Source organism: Sphingomonas adhaesiva, from assembly GCF_002374855.1.
Classification (GTDB): domain Bacteria; phylum Pseudomonadota; class Alphaproteobacteria; order Sphingomonadales; family Sphingomonadaceae; genus Sphingomonas; species Sphingomonas adhaesiva.
In genome coordinates this window covers 165,478-183,711 of record NZ_NWVC01000005.1, presented here as the reverse complement: position 1 = coordinate 183,711, position 18,234 = coordinate 165,478, and the positions used below count along the sequence as shown (strand labels likewise).

18 protein-coding genes are annotated in these 18,234 nt (G+C 72.0%); 13 read left to right on the top strand and 5 right to left on the bottom strand.

The window, feature by feature from the left end:
- Nucleotides 1–5: 5 nt before the first annotated feature.
- Genes sctC through COA07_RS11990 form a run of 10 tightly spaced genes read left to right on the top strand, consistent with a single transcriptional unit; the run spans nucleotide 6 to nucleotide 8,198 of the window.
- On the top strand, nucleotides 6–1,979 hold the full coding sequence (sctC, locus tag COA07_RS12035) for a type III secretion system outer membrane ring subunit SctC (protein ID WP_141396531.1): 1,974 nt from the start codon (nucleotides 6–8) through the stop codon (nucleotides 1,977–1,979).
- Nucleotides 1,976–3,097 (top strand): hypothetical protein, encoded by a 1,122-nt coding sequence (locus tag COA07_RS12030; RefSeq protein ID WP_096641065.1) that lies wholly within the window; start codon nucleotides 1,976–1,978, stop codon nucleotides 3,095–3,097. The genes sctC and COA07_RS12030 overlap by 4 nt, the downstream gene beginning before the upstream one ends.
- Before the next feature lie 43 nt (nucleotides 3,098–3,140).
- Complete coding sequence (locus tag COA07_RS12025) at nucleotides 3,141–3,452, top strand: hypothetical protein (RefSeq protein ID WP_231738799.1); 312 nt, start codon at nucleotides 3,141–3,143, stop codon at nucleotides 3,450–3,452.
- Between the two features lie 12 nt (nucleotides 3,453–3,464).
- Nucleotides 3,465–3,875, top strand: coding sequence for a hypothetical protein (locus tag COA07_RS12020; protein ID WP_066713577.1), 411 nt, complete (start codon nucleotides 3,465–3,467; stop codon nucleotides 3,873–3,875).
- A 26-nt stretch (nucleotides 3,876–3,901) separates the two neighbouring features.
- Complete coding sequence (gene sctJ / locus COA07_RS12015; protein ID WP_096641063.1) at nucleotides 3,902–4,672, top strand: type III secretion system inner membrane ring lipoprotein SctJ; 771 nt, start codon at nucleotides 3,902–3,904, stop codon at nucleotides 4,670–4,672.
- Entirely contained in the window at nucleotides 4,669–5,178 is a 510-nt protein-coding gene (locus tag COA07_RS12010; protein ID WP_096641061.1) for a hypothetical protein, read from the top strand. Before sctJ ends, COA07_RS12010 begins: the two co-directional genes overlap by 4 nt.
- Nucleotides 5,175–5,771 carry a FliH/SctL family protein gene (locus COA07_RS12005; RefSeq protein ID WP_169924234.1) on the top strand — a complete coding sequence of 199 codons (597 nt, stop codon included), beginning with the start codon at nucleotides 5,175–5,177 and terminating at the stop codon, nucleotides 5,769–5,771. Before COA07_RS12010 ends, COA07_RS12005 begins: the two co-directional genes overlap by 4 nt.
- Nucleotides 5,768–7,105, top strand: a complete 1,338-nt coding sequence (locus COA07_RS12000) for a FliI/YscN family ATPase (protein WP_066713846.1) — start codon at nucleotides 5,768–5,770, stop codon at nucleotides 7,103–7,105. Before COA07_RS12005 ends, COA07_RS12000 begins: the two co-directional genes overlap by 4 nt.
- Complete coding sequence (locus COA07_RS11995; protein ID WP_096641058.1) at nucleotides 7,102–7,560, top strand: hypothetical protein; 459 nt, start codon at nucleotides 7,102–7,104, stop codon at nucleotides 7,558–7,560. Before COA07_RS12000 ends, COA07_RS11995 begins: the two co-directional genes overlap by 4 nt.
- A complete protein-coding gene (locus COA07_RS11990) occupies nucleotides 7,557–8,198 on the top strand; it encodes a hypothetical protein (protein WP_096641056.1) in 642 nt (213 codons plus the stop codon). Before COA07_RS11995 ends, COA07_RS11990 begins: the two co-directional genes overlap by 4 nt.
- A gap of 107 nt (nucleotides 8,199–8,305) precedes the next feature.
- Here the strand turns inward: COA07_RS11990 and COA07_RS11985 are convergent, their stop codons facing one another.
- The 3 genes from COA07_RS11985 to COA07_RS11975 are packed head-to-tail and all read right to left on the bottom strand — an operon-like array spanning nucleotide 8,306 to nucleotide 13,986.
- The gene (locus COA07_RS11985) at nucleotides 8,306–9,394 is read right to left on the bottom strand and encodes a DUF2332 domain-containing protein (RefSeq protein ID WP_245842144.1); all 1,089 of its coding nucleotides are present in this window, start codon (nucleotides 9,392–9,394) and stop codon (nucleotides 8,306–8,308) included.
- 5 nt (nucleotides 9,395–9,399) lie between these two features.
- Nucleotides 9,400–11,199, bottom strand: coding sequence for a methyl-accepting chemotaxis protein (locus COA07_RS11980; protein ID WP_096641054.1), 1,800 nt, complete (start codon nucleotides 11,197–11,199; stop codon nucleotides 9,400–9,402).
- Between the two features lie 30 nt (nucleotides 11,200–11,229).
- On the bottom strand, nucleotides 11,230–13,986 hold the full coding sequence (locus tag COA07_RS11975) for a TonB-dependent receptor (protein WP_066711694.1): 2,757 nt from the start codon (nucleotides 13,984–13,986) through the stop codon (nucleotides 11,230–11,232).
- A gap of 223 nt (nucleotides 13,987–14,209) precedes the next feature.
- Here COA07_RS11975 and rph point away from each other — a divergent pair, with 223 nt between their 5' ends.
- Nucleotides 14,210–14,923, top strand: coding sequence for a ribonuclease PH (gene rph, locus COA07_RS11970; RefSeq protein ID WP_066711695.1), 714 nt, complete (start codon nucleotides 14,210–14,212; stop codon nucleotides 14,921–14,923).
- Nucleotides 14,920–15,588, top strand: coding sequence for an RdgB/HAM1 family non-canonical purine NTP pyrophosphatase (rdgB, locus tag COA07_RS11965; RefSeq protein ID WP_066711696.1), 669 nt, complete (start codon nucleotides 14,920–14,922; stop codon nucleotides 15,586–15,588). Before rph ends, rdgB begins: the two co-directional genes overlap by 4 nt.
- Nucleotides 15,589–15,790: 202 nt before the next feature.
- Here the strand turns inward: rdgB and COA07_RS11960 are convergent, their stop codons facing one another.
- Nucleotides 15,791–16,348, bottom strand: a complete 558-nt coding sequence (locus COA07_RS11960) for a hypothetical protein (RefSeq protein WP_141396530.1) — start codon at nucleotides 16,346–16,348, stop codon at nucleotides 15,791–15,793.
- A 77-nt stretch (nucleotides 16,349–16,425) separates the two neighbouring features.
- Complete coding sequence (locus COA07_RS11955) at nucleotides 16,426–17,001, bottom strand: CAP domain-containing protein (RefSeq protein WP_245842140.1); 576 nt, start codon at nucleotides 16,999–17,001, stop codon at nucleotides 16,426–16,428.
- Nucleotides 17,002–17,022: 21 nt separating this feature from the next.
- Between COA07_RS11955 and hemW the strand changes: the two genes are divergently transcribed.
- Nucleotides 17,023–18,189: a radical SAM family heme chaperone HemW gene (gene hemW / locus COA07_RS11950; RefSeq protein ID WP_066710939.1), complete on the top strand. Its 1,167-nt coding sequence runs from the start codon at nucleotides 17,023–17,025 to the stop codon at nucleotides 18,187–18,189.
- The last annotated feature ends 45 nt before the right edge of the window (nucleotides 18,190–18,234 follow it).

Here is an 18,234-nt window from a genome sequence, read left to right as displayed (position 1 = left end):
ACTGCATGACGCCACACCGCCTGTCGATGCTGACGCTGGGCAAGCGCACCTTCCACCATCGCGCCGGCATCGCGCTGGTCGCGTCGCTGGCGTCGGTGGCGCCGGCCGCCGCCCAGGCACCGGCCGGGGCGCCCGCGCCGACCCCCGCGACCGCCGCGGCACCGGGGGAGCTGACGCTGTCGCCGCGCGACCAGCCGATCGGCGCGTTCCTGCGCGACCTGTTCGGCCGCGTCGGCCGCCCGGTGGTGCCCAGCCCCAGCCTGACCGGCACGGTCAACGGCGTGTTCCGCGGATCGGTGAACAAGATCTTCTCGGACGTGGCGCGCGCGTTCAACCTCGTCAGCTATGACGACGGCGCGGCGCTGTACGTCTATGGCGCCAACGACGTCAGCGTCCAGACGCTCAACGTCGGCCCGGCGGTGGCCGCGCGCGTCGTGCGGCAGGTCGCGGCGCAGCGGCTGGCCGACCGGCGCAACTATGCACGCGCATCGGCCGACGGCACGCTGGTCGTCAGCGGCACGCCGCGCTTCGTGCAGCAGGTGCAGCAGATGGCGCAGGGCGGCACCGCCACCGCCGCGCGCGGCAACCTGCCGCTCGGCAGCCCGCTGGCCGGCCCGGCGTTCGGTGCGCCGCCGCCGGTCCAGCCGCTCGAGTTCCGCGTCTTCTACCTCAAATATGCGCGTGCCGAGGATACCGTCAGCACCGCCGGCGGGCGCGAGCTGCGGCTGCCCGGACTGGCGACGATCCTCCAGAACCTGGTGCTCAACCAGCGCCCCGGCGGCAGCGCGCTGTCGGGCGGCGCGCCGACGCTGGGCGCGCGGCTGGTGCGGCAAAGCCAGCCGCGGCTGAAGGGGCTGGGGCTGGGCGGGGTGATGCCCAATGCGGCGCAGACGCCCGCCAACGGCCTGCCCGTCCCCGGCCTCTACCCCACCGACAATGGCGACGTGCTGGGCTATGGCGGGTTCGGCAGCACCGGCGGGGGGCTGGGCGGCGACATGGTCGCCCCGCTGACGCAGGACATCGTGCGGATCGAACCGAACCCGTATCTGAACGCGGTGATCGTGCGCGACGTGCCCGAACGCATGGCCGCCTATGATTCGCTGATCCGCGCGCTCGACGTCGAACCGCAGGTGGTGGAGGTCGAGGCGACGATCATCGACATCAACACCGACAAGCTGCGCCGGCTGGGCGTCAACTGGCGGCTGGGCAGCGGCGGGTTCGGCTTCCTGTTCGGCGACGGCACGTCGAACGACACCTTGCTCAACCGCAACCCCGCGCTGTCGCGCCGCGACAATACGACCGCGATCACGCCGCAGGGCCAGGGCGGCACGATCTCCACGATCATCGGCAGCCAGCGCGAATTCCTGGGCCGCATCCAGGCGCTGGAGACCAAGGGCGTCGCGCGCGTCGTCAGCCGGCCGCAGGTGCTGACGCTGTCGAACGTGGAGGCGATCTTCGACCGCACGCGCACCTTTTACGTCCGCGTCGCGGGGCGTGAGGAGGTCGACCTGTTCAACGTCACCGCCGGCACCGTGCTGCGCGTCAATCCGCACGTCTTCCGCGATCAGGACCAGACGCGCATCCGCATGCTCGTCAATATCGAGGACGGGTCGATCAGCCGCGATTCGCTGGTCGAGAACATCCCGATCGTCGAACGCGCCAGCGTGTCGACGCAGGCGATGGTGCTCGACGGCGAAAGCCTGCTGCTCGGCGGGATGACCGTCGATGCCGACGCCGACAGTTCGTACAAGATCCCGCTGCTCGGCGACATTCCGCTGCTCGGCAACCTGTTCAAGGTGCAGCAGCGCAGCCGTTCGCGCACCGAACGGCTGTTCCTGCTGACCCCGCGGCTGGTGTCGCTCGGCTCGCGCGTCGGGCCGACCACGGTGGCGACGACGACGCGCGTCGCACCCGCGCCGGTCAATCCGCCGATCAACCCCAAGCCCGGCTTCAGCACCGACGGGAGTATCATGCGGTGACCGTCGCCGAACCCGTGCTGCGCATCCTGAACGGCCGGCTGGCCGGGACGGAAAAGCAGCTGCCCGACAGCGGGGCGGTGTCGATCGGGCACCAGTTCTGGCACGACGTCGTCGTGCGCGATCCCGCGACGAAGGGGATGGCGGTCGACCTCGCGCTCGCCCCCGACGGCGCGGCGCAGGCGACCGTGCTGGAGGGCGAGGCCGAACTGCTCGGCTCCACCATCCCGGTCGGCGGCACCGCGATCGTCCCGCCCTACGTCCCGCTGTCGATCGGCGGGATCGCGATGGCCTGGGGCGAACGCGGGTCGGATCGCTGGGCGGATGCCACCGGGCTGGTCGCCACCGTCCCCGCCCCGCCGCCCGCCCCGCCCAGCGCCAGCGACCACGCATGGGCGTTCGCGGGCCGCGCGGGCGAGGGCGCGGCACAGGTGTTCACCCGCACCCGTCTGGCGATCGTCGCGGGCGCGGTCGGCATGGTCGCGCTGGCCAGCGCGGCGGTGCCGATGGTCGATGCGCTGCACCTGCGCGGCACGCCGCCGGAACGCGTCGAGCGCGCGATGGCCAAGGCCGGGCTGCCGGGCCTGTCCGCGCATGAGGATGCGACGACCGGCGCGGTGACCGTCACCGGGGTGGTCGCCAATGATGCGCAGCGCACGCGCGCGGTCGACACGCTGCGCGACACCGGCATCGCGGGCAGCGTCGCGGTGCTGACCAGCGCCGACCTGGCGCGCTCCGCGGTCGACGTCGCGCGGATGAACGGCATCCAGGCGGTGGCGCGCCCGATCGGCCGCACCGCGATCGAACTGCGCGTGACCCCGATGGCGCCGGAGGACGAACAGAAACTGGCGCAGGCGGTGCGCGGCGACGTGCGCGCGCTGACCCGCCTGTCGCTGCGCGACGATCTGCCGCCGACCGAGGATGTGCCGCTCAAGACGGTGCAGGATGCGACGAAGAAGGTGTCGACCGTCGTCGGCGGCGACCCCGCGTTCATCCAGACCGTCGACGGGGCGCGCTATTTTCCGGGCGCGGTGATGCCCAGCGGGCACCGGCTGGTCGCGATTCAGGGTAACATGGTCGTGTTCGAGAAAAGCGGGCGACAGACCCGCGTGGCGTTCTGAACCCGGGGATTTGGGCAACAGGGGCAAGCGAAGGAGAAGGCAAGTGACGGACAACAGCATCACCGGCGGCCTCGGCATGATCGCCGCCACCCCGCTCACGGGGAACCGCATGGCCAAGGGCAATGCGCCGGGCACCTGGTTCGAGGCGCTGGCAGACGCCTGGGGCCAGACGCTCGACGGCCAGGCCGCGCGGATCGAACAGATGTCGGACAGCGTCGGCCAGGGCGGCGACAATCCGTCGCAGATCACGAAGCTGACCGCCGAATCGATGCGGATGAGCTTCATGGCGAACAGCTCGTCCAGCTCGATCGACAGCGTCGGCAAGGCGCTCGAGACGATGGCGCGCAAGGGCTAAGGAGGGCCGCACATGTCGATCGAAGCCATTGCGGCATCCGCCGCGGGCGCCGGCGGCGCCGGGATCGCGATGCCGCCGGCCGATACCATCCAGGCCGGGCCGAATGCGTCCATCGCCGACATCACCAGCTTCCAGTCGTCGATGACCGCAGCAGCATCCGGCGCGTCCCCCGTGGGCGGGCCGGACCAGCTGTCGCCCGCGATCAAGGCGATGTTCACCCAGCTGGAAAAGGTGAACGGAGAGGCGCGCAATGTCGCCGATTACGCGCAGGCCGCCTCGGCGAAGGGCGCGGACATGACCCCGGGCGAGGTCGTCAACCTGACGATGAAGTGCCACGAATTCATGTTCCACTGCCAGCTGACGTCGAACATCGCCAACCGCACCTCCGACGGGGTGCAGCAGCTGTTCCGGCAGCAATCGTGACGCGCCGGCGGGAGGAGGAGCGGCGGATGGACACCATCGTGCGACAGGTGCGGATCGTGCTGGCCGCGCTGGGGCTTCTCCTCCTGGCCGCGTGCGGCCGCGCCGAACTGTACGGCAAGCTGACCGAGGCGCAGGCCAACGAGATGATCGCGGTGCTCCAGCGGTCGGGGATCGAGGCCGACAAGACCAGCGCGGGCGAGAACGGCTGGACGCTCACCACCGCGAAGGGCGATTTCGGCCGCGCGGTGGAGATCCTGCAGTCGCAGGGCTATCCGCGCCAGGATTTCGCGACGCTCGGCACCGTGTTCAAGAAGGAAGGCTTCGTCTCCTCCCCCACCGAGGAGCGCGCGCGGCTCAACTGGGGGCTCAGCCAGGAACTGTCGCGCACGCTGACGGAGATCGACGGCGTGGTGCAGGCGCGCGTCCATCTGGCGCTGCCCGAGGATGCGCCGCTCGCCGAGCAGAAGGCGCCCGCCAGCGCCTCGGTGTTCATCAAATACCGCCCCGGCACCGACATCAACGGCCAGATCGGCAAGATCAAGGCACTGGTCGTCAATTCGATCGAGGGGCTGAAATACGAAAACGTCAGCGTCGAAACCTTCGCCGCCGCGCCGGCACCGGTCGCGGTCGGCACCCCCGTCGCCCCGGGCGGCGGCGGCGACACGCTGGTCTGGGCGCTGGCGATCGGTGCGCTCGCGGTGGTCGGCGCGCTCGCCTATCCGGGCCTGCGCCGCTGGCGCTTGCGGCGTCAGGCCGCGACCCGCCGCGCGATCGTGCCGCAGGACGTCCAGCCGTGAGCGCGGCGGCGGAACGCGCGGCGCTGGCGCGGATCGGCGCCAGCCTTGCCGAACTGGCGGGCGAGCGTGGGGAGCGGCGCGCGCGTGCGCTGATCGAACGCGGCCCCGCGCCGGTCGCCGCCAGCTTCGCCGACCTGTCGCGGGCGCCCGACTGGCTGCAACGCCCGCGACCGGCGCTGATGCGCCTGTCGGTGCGCGCCGCGCTGGTCGCGATGGCGCCCGCGATCGCCGCGTCGATCGACGGCGACTGGCTGCGCGAACTGGCGCGCCGCGCGGGCGACAGCGCGCTCGACGCCGCGATCGCGCTCGCCCCCGACGTGCCGGGCGGCGGGGTCGGCGCGGTCGGCGGGGATGCGATCGACGCGCTCGGTTTCGACCTGCTGCGCGCGGCGCTGCCGGGCGTGCTGCACCGCTATCTCGAATGGGCGCCGACCGCCGCGCGCCGCTGCGACGCCGCGCTGGCGCGCTTCGCGGTCGCCGCCGCCGCGCGGGAGGGCGCCGCATGAGCTACGTACTGATTCACGCCGATGCCGCCGCGACGCTGGTGCGCGACGATCCGATCGTCCCCGCCGCGGACCTGCCCGCCTTCTCTGAGGCGCGCACCCTGCTGGAGGCCGCCGCCGCGATCCGCGACGCCGCCGCCGCCGACGCGCGCACCGCCGCCGATGCCGCGCGCGAGGAAGCGCGCGCCGCCGGCCATGCCGAGGGGCTGGCGACCGGCGCGGCGCAGGTGCGCGACGAACTGCTGCGCCTCGCCGCCGCCGACACCGCGCGTGCCGCTGCGCAGCGCGACGATCTGGCGCGCCTCGCGCTGGAGGTGGTCCGCCGCATCGCCGCCGATCTCGGCCCCGGCGACATGGTCGCCGCGCTCGCCGATCGCGCCGCCGCGTCGGTAGCGCCCGATCCGCTGCCGGTGGTGCGCGTGCACCCCGATGTCGTGGCGGCGGCCGCCGCGCGGCTCGGCCCGCGCGCCCGCGTGGAGGGCGACTCGCGGCTCGCCCCCGACGATTGCGTCCTCGCCACCCCGCTGGGCGAGGTCCATGCCGGGCTGGAGACGCAGCTTGCCGCGCTGTCGCGCGCCTGGGGGATCGCGGGATGATCGCCCCGCGCGACGCGCTGCTGGACGGCGGGGTCGACGACCTGCTCGCCCGGCTGCACCGCTCCACCACGGTCGAGCGGCGCGGGCGGCTGGTCGAACTGCTCGGCACGACGATGAAGGTCACCGGCATCGCCGCGCGCATCGGCGAGACGTGCGAGGTGATCGTCCCCGCCACCGGCGATGCGGTGATGGCGGAGGTGGTCGGGATCGCCGGCCATGCCACGATCCTGACCCCGCTGGGCGACGTGCGCGGCCTGTCCGCCGATGCCGAGGTGGTGGTACGCCCCGGCGAGGATCGCGTCCCCTATGGCGCCGCGCTGCTTGGCCGCGTGCTCGACGGGCGGGGCCGGCCGATCGACGGCAGGGGCGACCTGCCCGCCGGCCTGCCGACCGTCCCGCTCCACGCGCCTGCCCCCTCCCCGATGGAGCGCACGCTGATCGACCGTCCGCTGGAAACCGGCGTGCGCGCGATCGACACGCTGCTGACGCTGGGCGAAGGACAGCGGATGGGCGTGTTCGCCGCCGCCGGCGGGGGCAAGTCGACGCTGCTGGGGATGCTCGCGCGCTTCGCGAAGGCGGAGGTGATCGTCATCTCGCTGATCGGCGAGCGCGGGCGCGAGGTGCGCGAATTCATCATCGACGCGCTGGGCGACGACGGGCTGGCGCGGTCGGTGATCGTCTGCGCCACGTCCGATCGCGCCGCGATGGAACGGGTGCGCGCCGCGCACCACGCCACCGCCATCGCCGAGGGGTTCCGCAGCCAGGGCAAGAGCGTGCTGCTGCTGATGGATTCGGTCACCCGCTTCGCCCGCGCACTGCGCGAGATCGGGCTGGCGGCGGGCGAACCGGCGGTCCGGCGCGGCTTCCCGCCGTCGGTCTTCGCCGAACTGCCGCGCCTGTTCGAGCGTGCGGGCACCGATGCGAACGGCGCGATCACCGGCGTCTACACCGTCCTCCTGGAGGATGAGGACGGCGGCGATCCGGTGGGGGAGGAAGTGCGCTCGATCCTCGACGGGCATATCCTGCTGTCGCGCAAGCTGGGTGCGGCGGGCCATTATCCCGCGGTCGACGTGCTGGGCAGCCTGTCGCGGCTGTTCACCCGCCTCGCCGCCCCGGATCATCGCGCCGCCGCCACCGCGGTGCGCGCGCTGATGGCCAAACATGCCGAGATCGAATTCCTGGTGCAGGTCGGCGAATATCGCCCCGGCGCCGACGCGTTCGCCGATCGCGCCATCGCCGCGCGGCCGGAGATCGACGCGCTGCTGCGCCAGCCGGAAACCGAGCGCAGCCCGATGCCCAATGCGCTGCTCGCGCTCAGGAGCATCGGCGGATGAGCGCGCGCGACGCGATCCGCCAGGCCGGGCAGCTCGTCCGCCTGCGCGACGTGCGCGTCCGCGCCGCCGCCGCGCGGCTGGCGGCGGCGCGCGCCGCGACGCAGGAGGCCGAGCGCACGCGCCGCGACGCGGATGCCGCCGCCGATGCCGCCGGCGCCGCGCATGACGCCGCGCGCGCCGATCTGGCCACCGACCCGGCGGAGGCCGAACGGCTGCTCGCGTTGCTCGATCGCGCGCGGTTCGACCGGTCGATCGCGAGCGAAACCGTCGCGCAGGCCCGCGCCGCCGAGGAACAATGCCTCGCCGACGAAGGCGAGCGGCGGCGCGCGATGATCGTGGCACAGGCACGCCACGACGCGGTCGCCACGCGGGTCGGCGCGATGCGCCGCCACGCGCTGCGGCTGGAGGAGGAGCGCCAGGCGCTCGACAGCGAAGACATCAGGAGGTTCCGATGAGCGACGTCCCGGCCACCACGCGCAGCCACGCGCCGCGCTCCCCCGCCCGCTCCGCCCTGCGCACCGCCCCTGCGGCGCAGGACGTCCAGGCGATGCGCGAGGCGCTGGCGAACGCCCGACGTCAGCAGGGGCCGCTGCCGGGGCAGCCGCAGGCCGGCGCCCGCGCGACGCCGCAGCAGGGCGGCGCACGCACCGGCTCCATGGCCGGCACCGATCGCGGCGCTGACGCGCTGGCGAACGGCGAATGGCGCGCGGCGGACGATCGCGCCGCGCTGGACCGCCGCGACGGCGAACGCTCTGCCGATCAGGGCTTCGGCGGCTTCGCGCAACCCGGCGCGCTGCCGGTGACGGTCGCGGCGCACCCGCCCGCGCCGCAGGTCGATCCGTCCGGCTTCGCGCAGATGCTCGCCGATCTGTGGACGCGCGAAAACGGCCGTGGCGCGCGCGAGGTGCGGGTGCGCTTCGGCAACGACAGCTGGCCCGCCACCGGCGCGCGGCTGGTGCGCACCGCCGACGGGCTGCTCGACGTCACCGTCGAAATGGCCGCGGGCAGCGCCCCGCCCCCGCTCGACACGCTCGGCGACGCACTGGCAAAATCCGGCCTGTCGATCGGCGGTCTGGCGGCCGAGGCGGGCTGAGGCGCGGCCACCGACGCGAAGCGTCATCGCCAGACGTCAACCGGACGGAGGCGGTCACACCACAGACGCCTGAAAACCCTCCGCGTCTCCGCGCCTCCGCGTGAACTTCAGCGCGCCCCGTGCCAGTCGACCCACGCGCCATAAGCGTGGCAGGTCGCCAGATGCTCCGTCACGCCATCGGGCCAGGTCGTCAGCGACAGGTGCACCGCGTCGCGCGCCGCGGTCCATTCGAACCCGATCCGCGCCAGCGGCCGCGCCGCATCGGCGCGTGCGCCGGCCGTCGCAAAGGCGTGGTCCACCGCCGCGCGGGCGCGCGCATCGCAATATTGAAGCGCCATCGAATGGACGACGACCCGCCACTCGCCCGCCGGCTGCGGTTCGCCCAGCTGCGCGGGCAGCCAGTCGGCGATGTCGCCGCGCGCCAGCTGCGGCGGGTCGGCGCGCGCGATGCGCAGCGCCGCCTCCAGCCGCTGCGCGCGTGCCGGCTCGTCGGCCCAGACATGCGCCATCAACCGCTCGCACGCCTCGTCGTCGCGCACGTCGAGCGGCCGCAGGTCGACCCCGCGCGCCGACGCAATCGTCACCGGCGCGGCGGGCGGCGCGGTGCCGGTCCAGCGCGGCGCGACCCGCACCGGCGACGCCGGATCGCCCGCCGCCACCCCGCCCAGATGGTGGGCATAGCGCGCCAGCAACAGGTTCAGCCCCGCACTCGCGCCCAGTTCGCGCAGCGCCACCGGCAAGGCGCGCCGTGTGGCGAGGACCATCAGCGCCGCCATGATCGCGCCGGTGCGGCCGACCTCGTTGGTCTGCGGCACATGGCGCATCCAGTCGGCAATGAACGCATCGTGCGCCGCCATCGCCGCGCCGACCCCGCGGTCGACATCGCCCGCCGCATCGTGGAACAGCGCCGCCAGCGCCGCATCGGCGCCGCGCCGCGCCAGCGCGTGCAGCGCGGCGTGGAACCGCATCGCCAGCGCATCGGCGGCGGCATCGCCGGGCCAGCCGGCGATCAGCGCGGCGGTGCGCGGCGCGCGCCACAATTGCCGCTCGCCCGCCGCCAGCACGTCGGCGACGAAGCGCGATCCCATCGCACGCACCGCCGCGGCGTGGCGGCCCAGCGGGCCGGTCGGGCTGGCGGCGGCGGTCATCTCGGCCTCTTCCGTATCGGCGGGACGATGGTCGATCGCCGCGAACATATCGGTCAAAACGCCGACCAGTCACCATTGGCGACCAGCCGCGGCGCGGCCGACGTGGCGGGAGCGGGAGCGGGGGCACGGCGCGCGGCCCGCGGCGCGGCCATCGCGACGACCGGCGCACCGTCGATGACGAAGGTCGCGACGGAGGCGGCCAGCTGCTCGGCCTCCTCCACCAGCCGGCGCGCGGCGGCGGAGGTTTCCTCGACCATCGCGGCGTTCTGCTGCGTCATCGCGTCCATCTCGCCGATCGCGACGTTGATCTGCCCCAGGCTCTGCGCCTGTTCGTCCGACGATCGCGCCACCGCGTCGATCGAGGTGCTGACGCTCGTCACCCGCTCGATGATGCGGTTCAGCGCCTGGCCAGTCTGGTCGACCAGCTCGGCACCCGCGCGCACATGGGTGGACGCGGCGGACACGCGCGCCTTCACCTCGGTGGCGGCATCGGCGGACCGCTGTGCCAGCGCACGCACCTCGCTGGCCACGACCGCGAAGCCCTTGCCCGCCTCGCCCGCGCGCGCCGCCTCGACGCCCGCGTTCAGCGCCAGCAGGTTGGTCTGGAAGGCGATGCCGTCGATCATCGTGATGATCTCGGCGATCTCGTTGCTGGCCTGTTCGATCCCGTTCATCGCGCCGATCGCGCGGCGCACCACATCGCCGCCCTGCTCGGCCTCGGCGCGGGTCTGCGCCATCGCCGCGCTCGCGCTGGTCGCCGCGCCGGCGCCGTCGCGGATCGAACGCGTCACCTCGTCCAGCGCCGATGCCGATTGCTGGAGCGCGGCGGCCTCCTGCTCGGTACGCAGCGACAGGTCGCCTGTCGCGTCGCTGATCTCGCCGGTGTTCTGCTTGATCGCCTCGACGCTGCGGCGCACCCCACCCAGCACGTGCGACAGGCTGCCGGTGGCGGCGTTGAAATCGTCGGACAGGCGGCGGAACGCTTCGGGCACGTCGCTGATCCGCGCGGTCAGGTCGGCCTCCGACAGGCGGCTCAGGCTGCTGCCGATCGCCGCCATCGCGGCGGCGCGGTCCTGGTCGGCGGCCTCCTTGGCGGCGGCGGTCTGGCGGAACACCTCGACCGCGCGCGCCATGTCGCCCAGTTCGTCGCTGCGCGACGTGCCGGTGACGCGGATATCGTGCCGCCCGTCGGCCAGTTCGGCCATCGTCGCGGTCAGCGCGGTGATCGGCCGCGCGATCTGCCGCGTCAGCATCCGCGACAGGCCGATGGCGATGCCGATCAGCGCGATCGTGCCGATCCCCAGGACGATCAGCGCGGTGTCGATCGCCCAGCGCTGGCGCTCGGCATAGACCGCCAGGTCCTCGGTCTCCTTGGCGCGCAGCGCGCGCAGCGGCAGCGCGATCGCGCTCACCAGCACCTTCTTGCCGGCATCGCGCACCACCTGCTGCGCCTCGTCGCGGCGCCCGGCCTTCACCCACGGGATCAGCCGGTCGCCCCAGTCGCGGCGCCATTCCAGCGTCTTCTCGCGCGCCTCGGCCAGCAGCGCCTTCTGCTGCGGGTCGTCCAGCATCGCGTCCAGCTCGACCGCGGTCTTGTCGAACTCGGTGCGCCCCTCGTCATAGGATTTGAGGTACGTCACGTCGCCCGTCACCAGGAAGCCGCGGAACTGGCTGTTCTGGCGCAGGATCGCGGTCTCCAGCGTCAGCGCCTTGGCAAAGACGCTCTGGCTGTCGTTGCTGTGCTCGGTGGAGCGCGCGATCATCAGGATGGTGGCAAGGAACACCCCCATCACCAGTGCCGCGGTCGCGATGATGGCCAGGAACGACCAGCCCAGCTTGCGAGGTATCTTCATGGAGGAGCGACCCGTTCGTGAAGGTTTCGATCAGAAGCGCGAGCGCAGCGTCACGCCATAGGTGCGCGGTTCGGCCAGGAAGCTGGCGAACAGCGCATTGCCCGTGGCGAAGCTGGGCGAACCGAACCGCTGGACCTGCGATACGCTGCCCGCGCCCTGGAACGGGGCGGAGAAAGCGACCTGCTGGTAATCGGTGTCGAAGACGTTCTGGCCCCAGAATTCCAGCGCCCAGCGCTGGTCGCGCCCGCGCACGCCGACGCGCGCGTTGACCAGGAAGAAACCGTCCTGGTTCTTTTCCGCGAACAGGTCCGACCCGGTGTTATAGTCGCTGCTCAACCGGCTATCGACGTAGAACAGCGCGGTCAGCCCGCCCGTGCCCAGCGGCGGCGTCCAGGTGGCCGAACTGGTGACGGTGTGGCGCGGCGCGTTCGACATCTGGTTGCCCGGCAGCAGGAACAGCGCCGCGTTCAGCGCCTCGCCCGATGCGCTGCCGACCAGATTGTCGCGATACTGGGTGTGGGCATAGGTATAGCCCAGCGTGAAGGTGACGTCCGGCGCGGGATAGGCACCGCCCTCCAGCTCGAACCCCTGCGTCACCACGCCGGTGCCGACCTTGCCGGTGCACGCGCCGGTGGTGGACGATTCGTCGCGGTCCGCACCGTTCAGCGACGTGCCGCACGACCCGATGTTCTGGACGATGTAGTTGGTCCCGTTGAAGGTGTTCAGCTGGAAGTTGCGGAATTCCGACCGGTACGCCGCCAGGTTCGCGGTGAACTGGCGCGAGCTGTACTTGACGCCCATTTCATAGGCGTTGACCGTTTCCGGATCGAACCGCAGGTTCACCGCGCTGGCCGCGGTCGGCGTCGCGAACACCGTCGCCGACAGGTCCGACCGGTCGAGGTTGAAGCCGCCCGCCTTGTACCCGCGCGCATAGGATGCGTACAGCAGCGTGCTGGGCACCGGCTTCCACGACAAGACGGCGGTGCCGGTCAGCTGTCCTTCGTCCACCTTGTCGCGGATCGGCAGGCCGGTCAGTGCCGACGACGAATTGCCGGTGCAGGTCAGCGTGATGATCCCCGCCGCCAGCGACCGCAGCGTGGCGTTGGTGCTGCCCAGCAGCGGGCCGAGTGCGGCCTGCTGCGCCGGGCAGGCGGTGTTGTTGTTGTTGAACGCCGCGTTCAGCGTCTTGCTCTCATGCGTGTAGCGCAGGCCGCCGGTGACGCTCAGCGTATCGGTCAGCTTGAAGATGTTGTGCGTGAACAGCGCCCAGTTGCGGCTGCCCTGGTCGTACACGTCGCGCAGGCTGCCGACGTTGCTCATCGTGCTCAGCCGGTCGATCCCGCCGATGATCGTCGGCCCCACCGCCGCGGTCAGCGCGGTGCGCCCGGCGGTGCTCAGGCAGCCGGCATTGGCCGGGTTGCGCAGCGCCGCGGCCGGATTGATCGTCGCGACCATGCGGCACGCCGCGAACGCGCCATACTGCGATCCGAACTTCAGGTTGTCGACGACCTCCAGGTCCTCGTGCGCGTAATAGCCGCCCACCAGCCAGTCGAGCCGCCCGCCGAACAGCCCGCCGCTCAGCCGGGTTTCCTGCGTGAAGGTATGGAATTCGCGATAGGCGTTGCCGTCGTCGGGGCGATAGCCGATGTCGACGTTGCCATAGTCGATGTCGGCCGCGCCGCCGGCCTTGTACTCACGATACGCGCTGATCGAGATCAGCTGGACGCTGCCGATGTTCCAGCCGATGCGCGCCGACACGCCGTAATCGGTGGTGACGTTCGAATAGGCGCGGCCGCGCGTGTTGGCGATCAGCCGGTTGTACGGATTGCCCGCGCTGGGCAGCACGCCGCCCAGGCTCTGCAACACCGACACGATGCGGTTCTGCGCCGCAACCTCGTAATCGCCCGGCGCGCCCGGCGTCGGATCGAACTTCTCGCGCGTGTCGATATAGACCGCGCCGCAGCACTTCTCGTCGCGATGCGTATAGTCGCCGATCAGCCGGATCGAGAAATCGGCGGACGGTTTGAAGAACAGCTGCCCGCGCACGAAATAGCGGTTGCGGTCGTTATAGTCTGTGTCGTTGACGACATCGTGGTAGAAGCCGTCGCGCTTGGCGAACACGCCGTCGACGCGGAACGCCAGCTTGTCGGCCACCACCGGCCCGGTCAGCGCACCGGCCAGCCGCACCGCGTTGAAATTGCCGTAGGTCGCCTCGCCGTAACCGCCGAAGGTGAAGTCGGGATATTTGGTGTAGATGCTGATCGCGCCGGCGGACGAATTGCGCCCCGACAGCGTGCCCTGCGGCCCGCGCAGCACTTCGATCCGCTCCACCTCGCCCAGGTCGTTCAGCCCCGATCCGGTGCGGCTGCGATACACGCCGTCGATGAACACCGCGACCGAGCTTTCCAGCCCCGGGTTGTCGCCCACCGTACCGATGCCGCGCAGCCGCGCGGTCGCATTGGCTTCCGATCCGGTCGACGACACGATCAGCGACGGCGCCAGCTGCGCCATCTGGCGGATGTCGGTCGCGCCCGAATTCTGCAGCGCGGCGGTGCTATAGGCGCTGACCGCGATCGGCACGTTCGACAATCGCTGCGACCGGCGCGTCGCGGTGACGACGATGTCGGCGGTGTTGGCGGAGGGGGCGGGCGTGGGCTGCGCGCCGGGTGCCTGCTCCTTCTGGGTGGGAACCACCTCGCGCAACCCTTGCGCCGCCGCCGGTCCGGCTCCGGCCAGCGCGATCGCAGCGCCGGCGGTGGTCGCCAGCAGACATCCCCACTTCCCCATCTGGTAAATTCCCCGTTTCGTGCTTGTCTTCACCTTCTTCCCTACGATCCCGATTGATACTTTCGGGTTAACGCGGGCGGCCCCTCCGGCCGGGATTATCCCCCGGTTGCAGGACGTTGCCCCTTCCCGGCCGCTCTTGCGGCGCACAGTGCGCGCGCCTCGCCCCTTGTTGCCGCGCGCGTCTGCGCCTACGGCCGGCGCGTCCATGTTTCAGGAGAGTTGAATGCGCCCCAGCGGCCGCGCGCCCGACCAGATGCGCACCATCACCATCCAGCCCCGCTTCACCCGCCATGCGGAAGGATCGGTGCTGATCGGGTTCGGCGATACCAGGGTGCTGGTCACCGCTTCCGTCGAGGAACGCGTGCCGCCGTTCCTGCGCGGCAAGGGGCAGGGGTGGGTCACCGCCGAATACGGGATGCTGCCGCGCGCCACCCACACCCGCGGCAGCCGCGAGGCGGCCAAGGGCAAGCAGTCCGGCCGGACGCAGGAAATCCAGCGGCTGATCGGCCGCTCGCTGCGCGCCGTGACCGACATGGCGCTGCTGGGCGAACGCCAGATCACGCTCGACTGCGACGTCATCCAGGCCGATGGCGGCACCCGCACCGCCGCCATTTCCGGCGCGTGGGTCGCGCTGCGCCTGGCGATCAACGGCCTGCTGGAAAACGGCAAGCTCACCGCCGATCCGCTGACGCAGAAGGTCGCGGCGGTGTCCTGCGGCATCTACCAGGGGCAGCCGGTGCTCGACCTCGATTATGACGAGGATTCGAACGCCGACGCCGACGCCAATTTCGTCCTGCTCGAAAACGGCCATATCGCCGAGGCGCAGGCGACCGCCGAACATGCCACCTATGACGAGGAGGCGCTGCTGCGGCTGCTGCGGCTCGCCCGGATCGGCTGCGCGGAGATCTTCGCGGCGCAGGCGAAGGCCGTCGCATGAGCGGCGAGGGCGACGCGCCGCAGGCGATCCGCAAGCTTGCCGCCGGCACGCTGGTGATCGCCAGCCATAACGAGGGCAAGGTGCGCGAAATCGCCGCGCTGCTCGAAGGCCGCGGGCTTCAGGTCGTCTCGGCCGCGTCGCTCGACCTGCCGGAGCCGGAGGAGACCGGCACCACCTTCGTCATGAATGCCGAACTGAAGGCGCGCGCCGCCGCCGACCTGTCGGGGCTGCCCGCGCTGGCCGACGACAGCGGGCTGTGCGTCGATGCGCTGGGCGGCGATCCGGGCATCTTCTCGGCACGCTGGGGAATGGCCGATCCCGGCCTGCCCGGCGTCGATCCGGTGCCCGCGTTCGACGGGCGCGATTTCGCGCTGGCGATGCGCCGCGTCACCGACAAGCTGGATGCGATACCGGACGCGCCGCGCGACGCGCATTTCGTCTGCGCGCTCGCGCTCGCCTGGCCCGACGGCCATGTCGAATGGTTCGAAGGGCGCGTCGACGGCACGCTCGTCTGGCCGCCGCGCGGCGACCTGGGCCATGGCTACGACCCGATCTTCCAGCCGATCGGCAGCGACCTGACCTTCGGACAGATCGCGGAGGAGGACAAGAACGCGATCAGCCACCGCGGCGACGCCTTCCGCCAACTGGTCGCCGCCGCTTTCTGAGCGGCGGGCCGAAGCCAGCGTCGCGTCCCGCCGCCCGGTGGAGGACCCGTCATGCCGGACTTGTTCCGGCATCCACGTCTCCGCGAACGCACCCGCCGTTGCGTTCGCGGCATCATGGACCCCGGCCCGCGCCGGGGTGACGATCATCCGATGACCCACCGCGCCCGTCTTGCGATCGGCTCCCGGAACGTGCCCCCCGGCCTCACTCCCCGCCGGCCGGCGGCGCCTCCGCCGCCTTCGCATCCTCCACCACCGCTTCGTAGATGATCGACCGGTCGGACGCATCGGCGATGTGCAGCAGCACCCAGGTCCCGCCGCGCTTCGCCACGACCACGCGGATCCGGTCGTTGAACAGCCCGTCGAACCCCACCGGCGCGACCTTCCCCGAATTGAGGATCAGCGCCCCCATGTCGCGCCCGCACGCCGGCCCGGTGCAGCTGAACACCGTCTGGAACCCGTCCTTGGCCAGCCGGTCGGCATAGTAACGCTGGATCTGCAGCGGCGCGACCGCCGGCTCCACGCGATAGCCGATGTGCGTCACCTGCCCTTCCAGCAGCTGGCGGTTGCCGGCGGCATCCTGGCTGGTGATCTGCCCGGTCGGGATGGTGATCTCGTCCAGCGACGGCGCGCGATAATCGTCGATCACCGCGCCCGGATAGCGCGGCAGCAGCGGATGGTCTTCGCCCTCGCGGTCCTGCGCCGCCGCGGGCGCTGCCGCCACCACCAACAACGCCGCCCCGATCACCGCTACGAAACGCATGGTCGCCTACTCCCGCTGTGACTGTCGCGCGCGGTGCTGCGCGACGCGCCGGTCGCTGTCAAATCGGCGCGCGCGGGTCAGAACGCCCGCTCGCCCATCACATTGCCCGCGGGGGAATAGCGGCACACCAGATAATCGTCGCTGCGGCTGGAGGCGACCGCGCAGCCCACGCGCCCCGATCCGCGCCACACGATCTGCACGTAATGCGCCACCCCGCCCCAGTTCCCCGACCGGCTCGATTCGGGCACCGGACGGTTCACGAAGTCGCTCTTCTCCGCGACCCACAGCGCGACCATCTCGTCATAACCATAGGCGCCGCGCGTCCCGGTGAACAGATTCTCGCCCTCGCGCCCCGGCCCCTGCGGCTGCTCGGCATGCGCGAACCGCCCCGTCCGCGCCAGCTCCTTGGCATAGGCCGCCGCCGACCGCTCCAGCGCGTCGTCCCACACCAACGGCGCCACGCCCACCGCGGCGCGCGAGGCGTTGTGCCCGGCCAGCATCGCCCGGCGCAGCACCGATTCGCCGCGCGCCGGCGCGGGCGCGTCGGGACGCGGCTCCACCACCCGCGGCGGTCCGGCATCGCCGGTGCACGCCGCCGCGATCATCGGCAGCAGGAACGCGAACAGGCGGGCGGCATGGCGTTTCGGGCGCATCGCCGCCATATCGGCGCCGGCATGGTTCCCGACAATCCCCCGCTGGCGCTGTATATCCACTGGCCGTTCTGCGTCAGCAAATGCCCCTATTGCGATTTCAACAGCCATGTGCGCGCCTCGGTCGATCAGGCGCAGTGGCGCGACGCGCTGCTCGCCGATCTGGCGCATGAGGCCGGGCTGCTCCCCGGTCGCCGGCTCGGCTCGATCTTCTTCGGCGGCGGCACGCCCTCGCTGATGCCGCCCGCCACGGTCGCCGCGCTGATCGACGCCGCGCTCGCAGCCTGGCCCGCCGCGCCGGGGGGTGTGGAGATCACGCTGGAGGCCAATCCGTCGTCGGTGGAGGCGGCGCGCTTCGCCGATCTCGCCGCCGCCGGGGTGAACCGCGTGTCGCTGGGGGTGCAGGCGCTCGACGATGCCGCGCTGCGCTTCCTGGGCCGCGCGCATGGCGTGGACGAGGCGCTGGGCGCGCTCGCCATCGCGCAGCGCCATTTCGCGCGCGTCAGCATCGACCTCATCTACGCGCGCCCCGACCAGTCGCTGGCGGCGTGGGAGGCCGAACTGGCACGCGCGCTCGCCTTCGGCACCGAGCATCTGTCGCTCTATCAGCTGACGATCGAACCGGGCACGCGCTTCGCCACCGACGCCGCCGCCGGCCGCCTCGTCATCCCCGACGGCGACACCGCCGCCGACCTGTTCGAGGCGACGCGCGCGATCACCGCGGCGGCGGGCATCCCCGCCTATGAAATCTCCAACCACGCCCGCCCTGGCGCGCAGAGCCGCCACAACCTCACCTATTGGCGCTACGGAGACTATGCCGGCATCGGCCCCGGCGCGCACGGCCGGCGCGACGCGCTGGCCACCTTCCGCCGGCGCAAGCCCGAAAACTGGCTCGCCGCACTTACACGCAACGGCCATGGCCTGGAAAGCGAGGAGCCGCTCGATCCCGCGACCCGCGCCAGCGAGGCATTGCTGATGGGCCTGCGCCTTGACGAAGGAGTCGACCTGGCGCGCATCGCCGCGCTGACCGGGGTCGCGATCGGCGAACTGGTGGACGACCGCCAGATCGCCGCGCTGCCCGGGCTGATCGCGCGCACCGGCACCCACCTGCGCGTCACCGAAGCGGGGATGATCCTGCTCGACGCGATCCTGCCGCGCGTCGTGCGCACCCCCGACACCGCGATCGCCTGAACCACCCACCCCGAACGTCGCCGCTGCCCGCCCCAAACGTCGCCC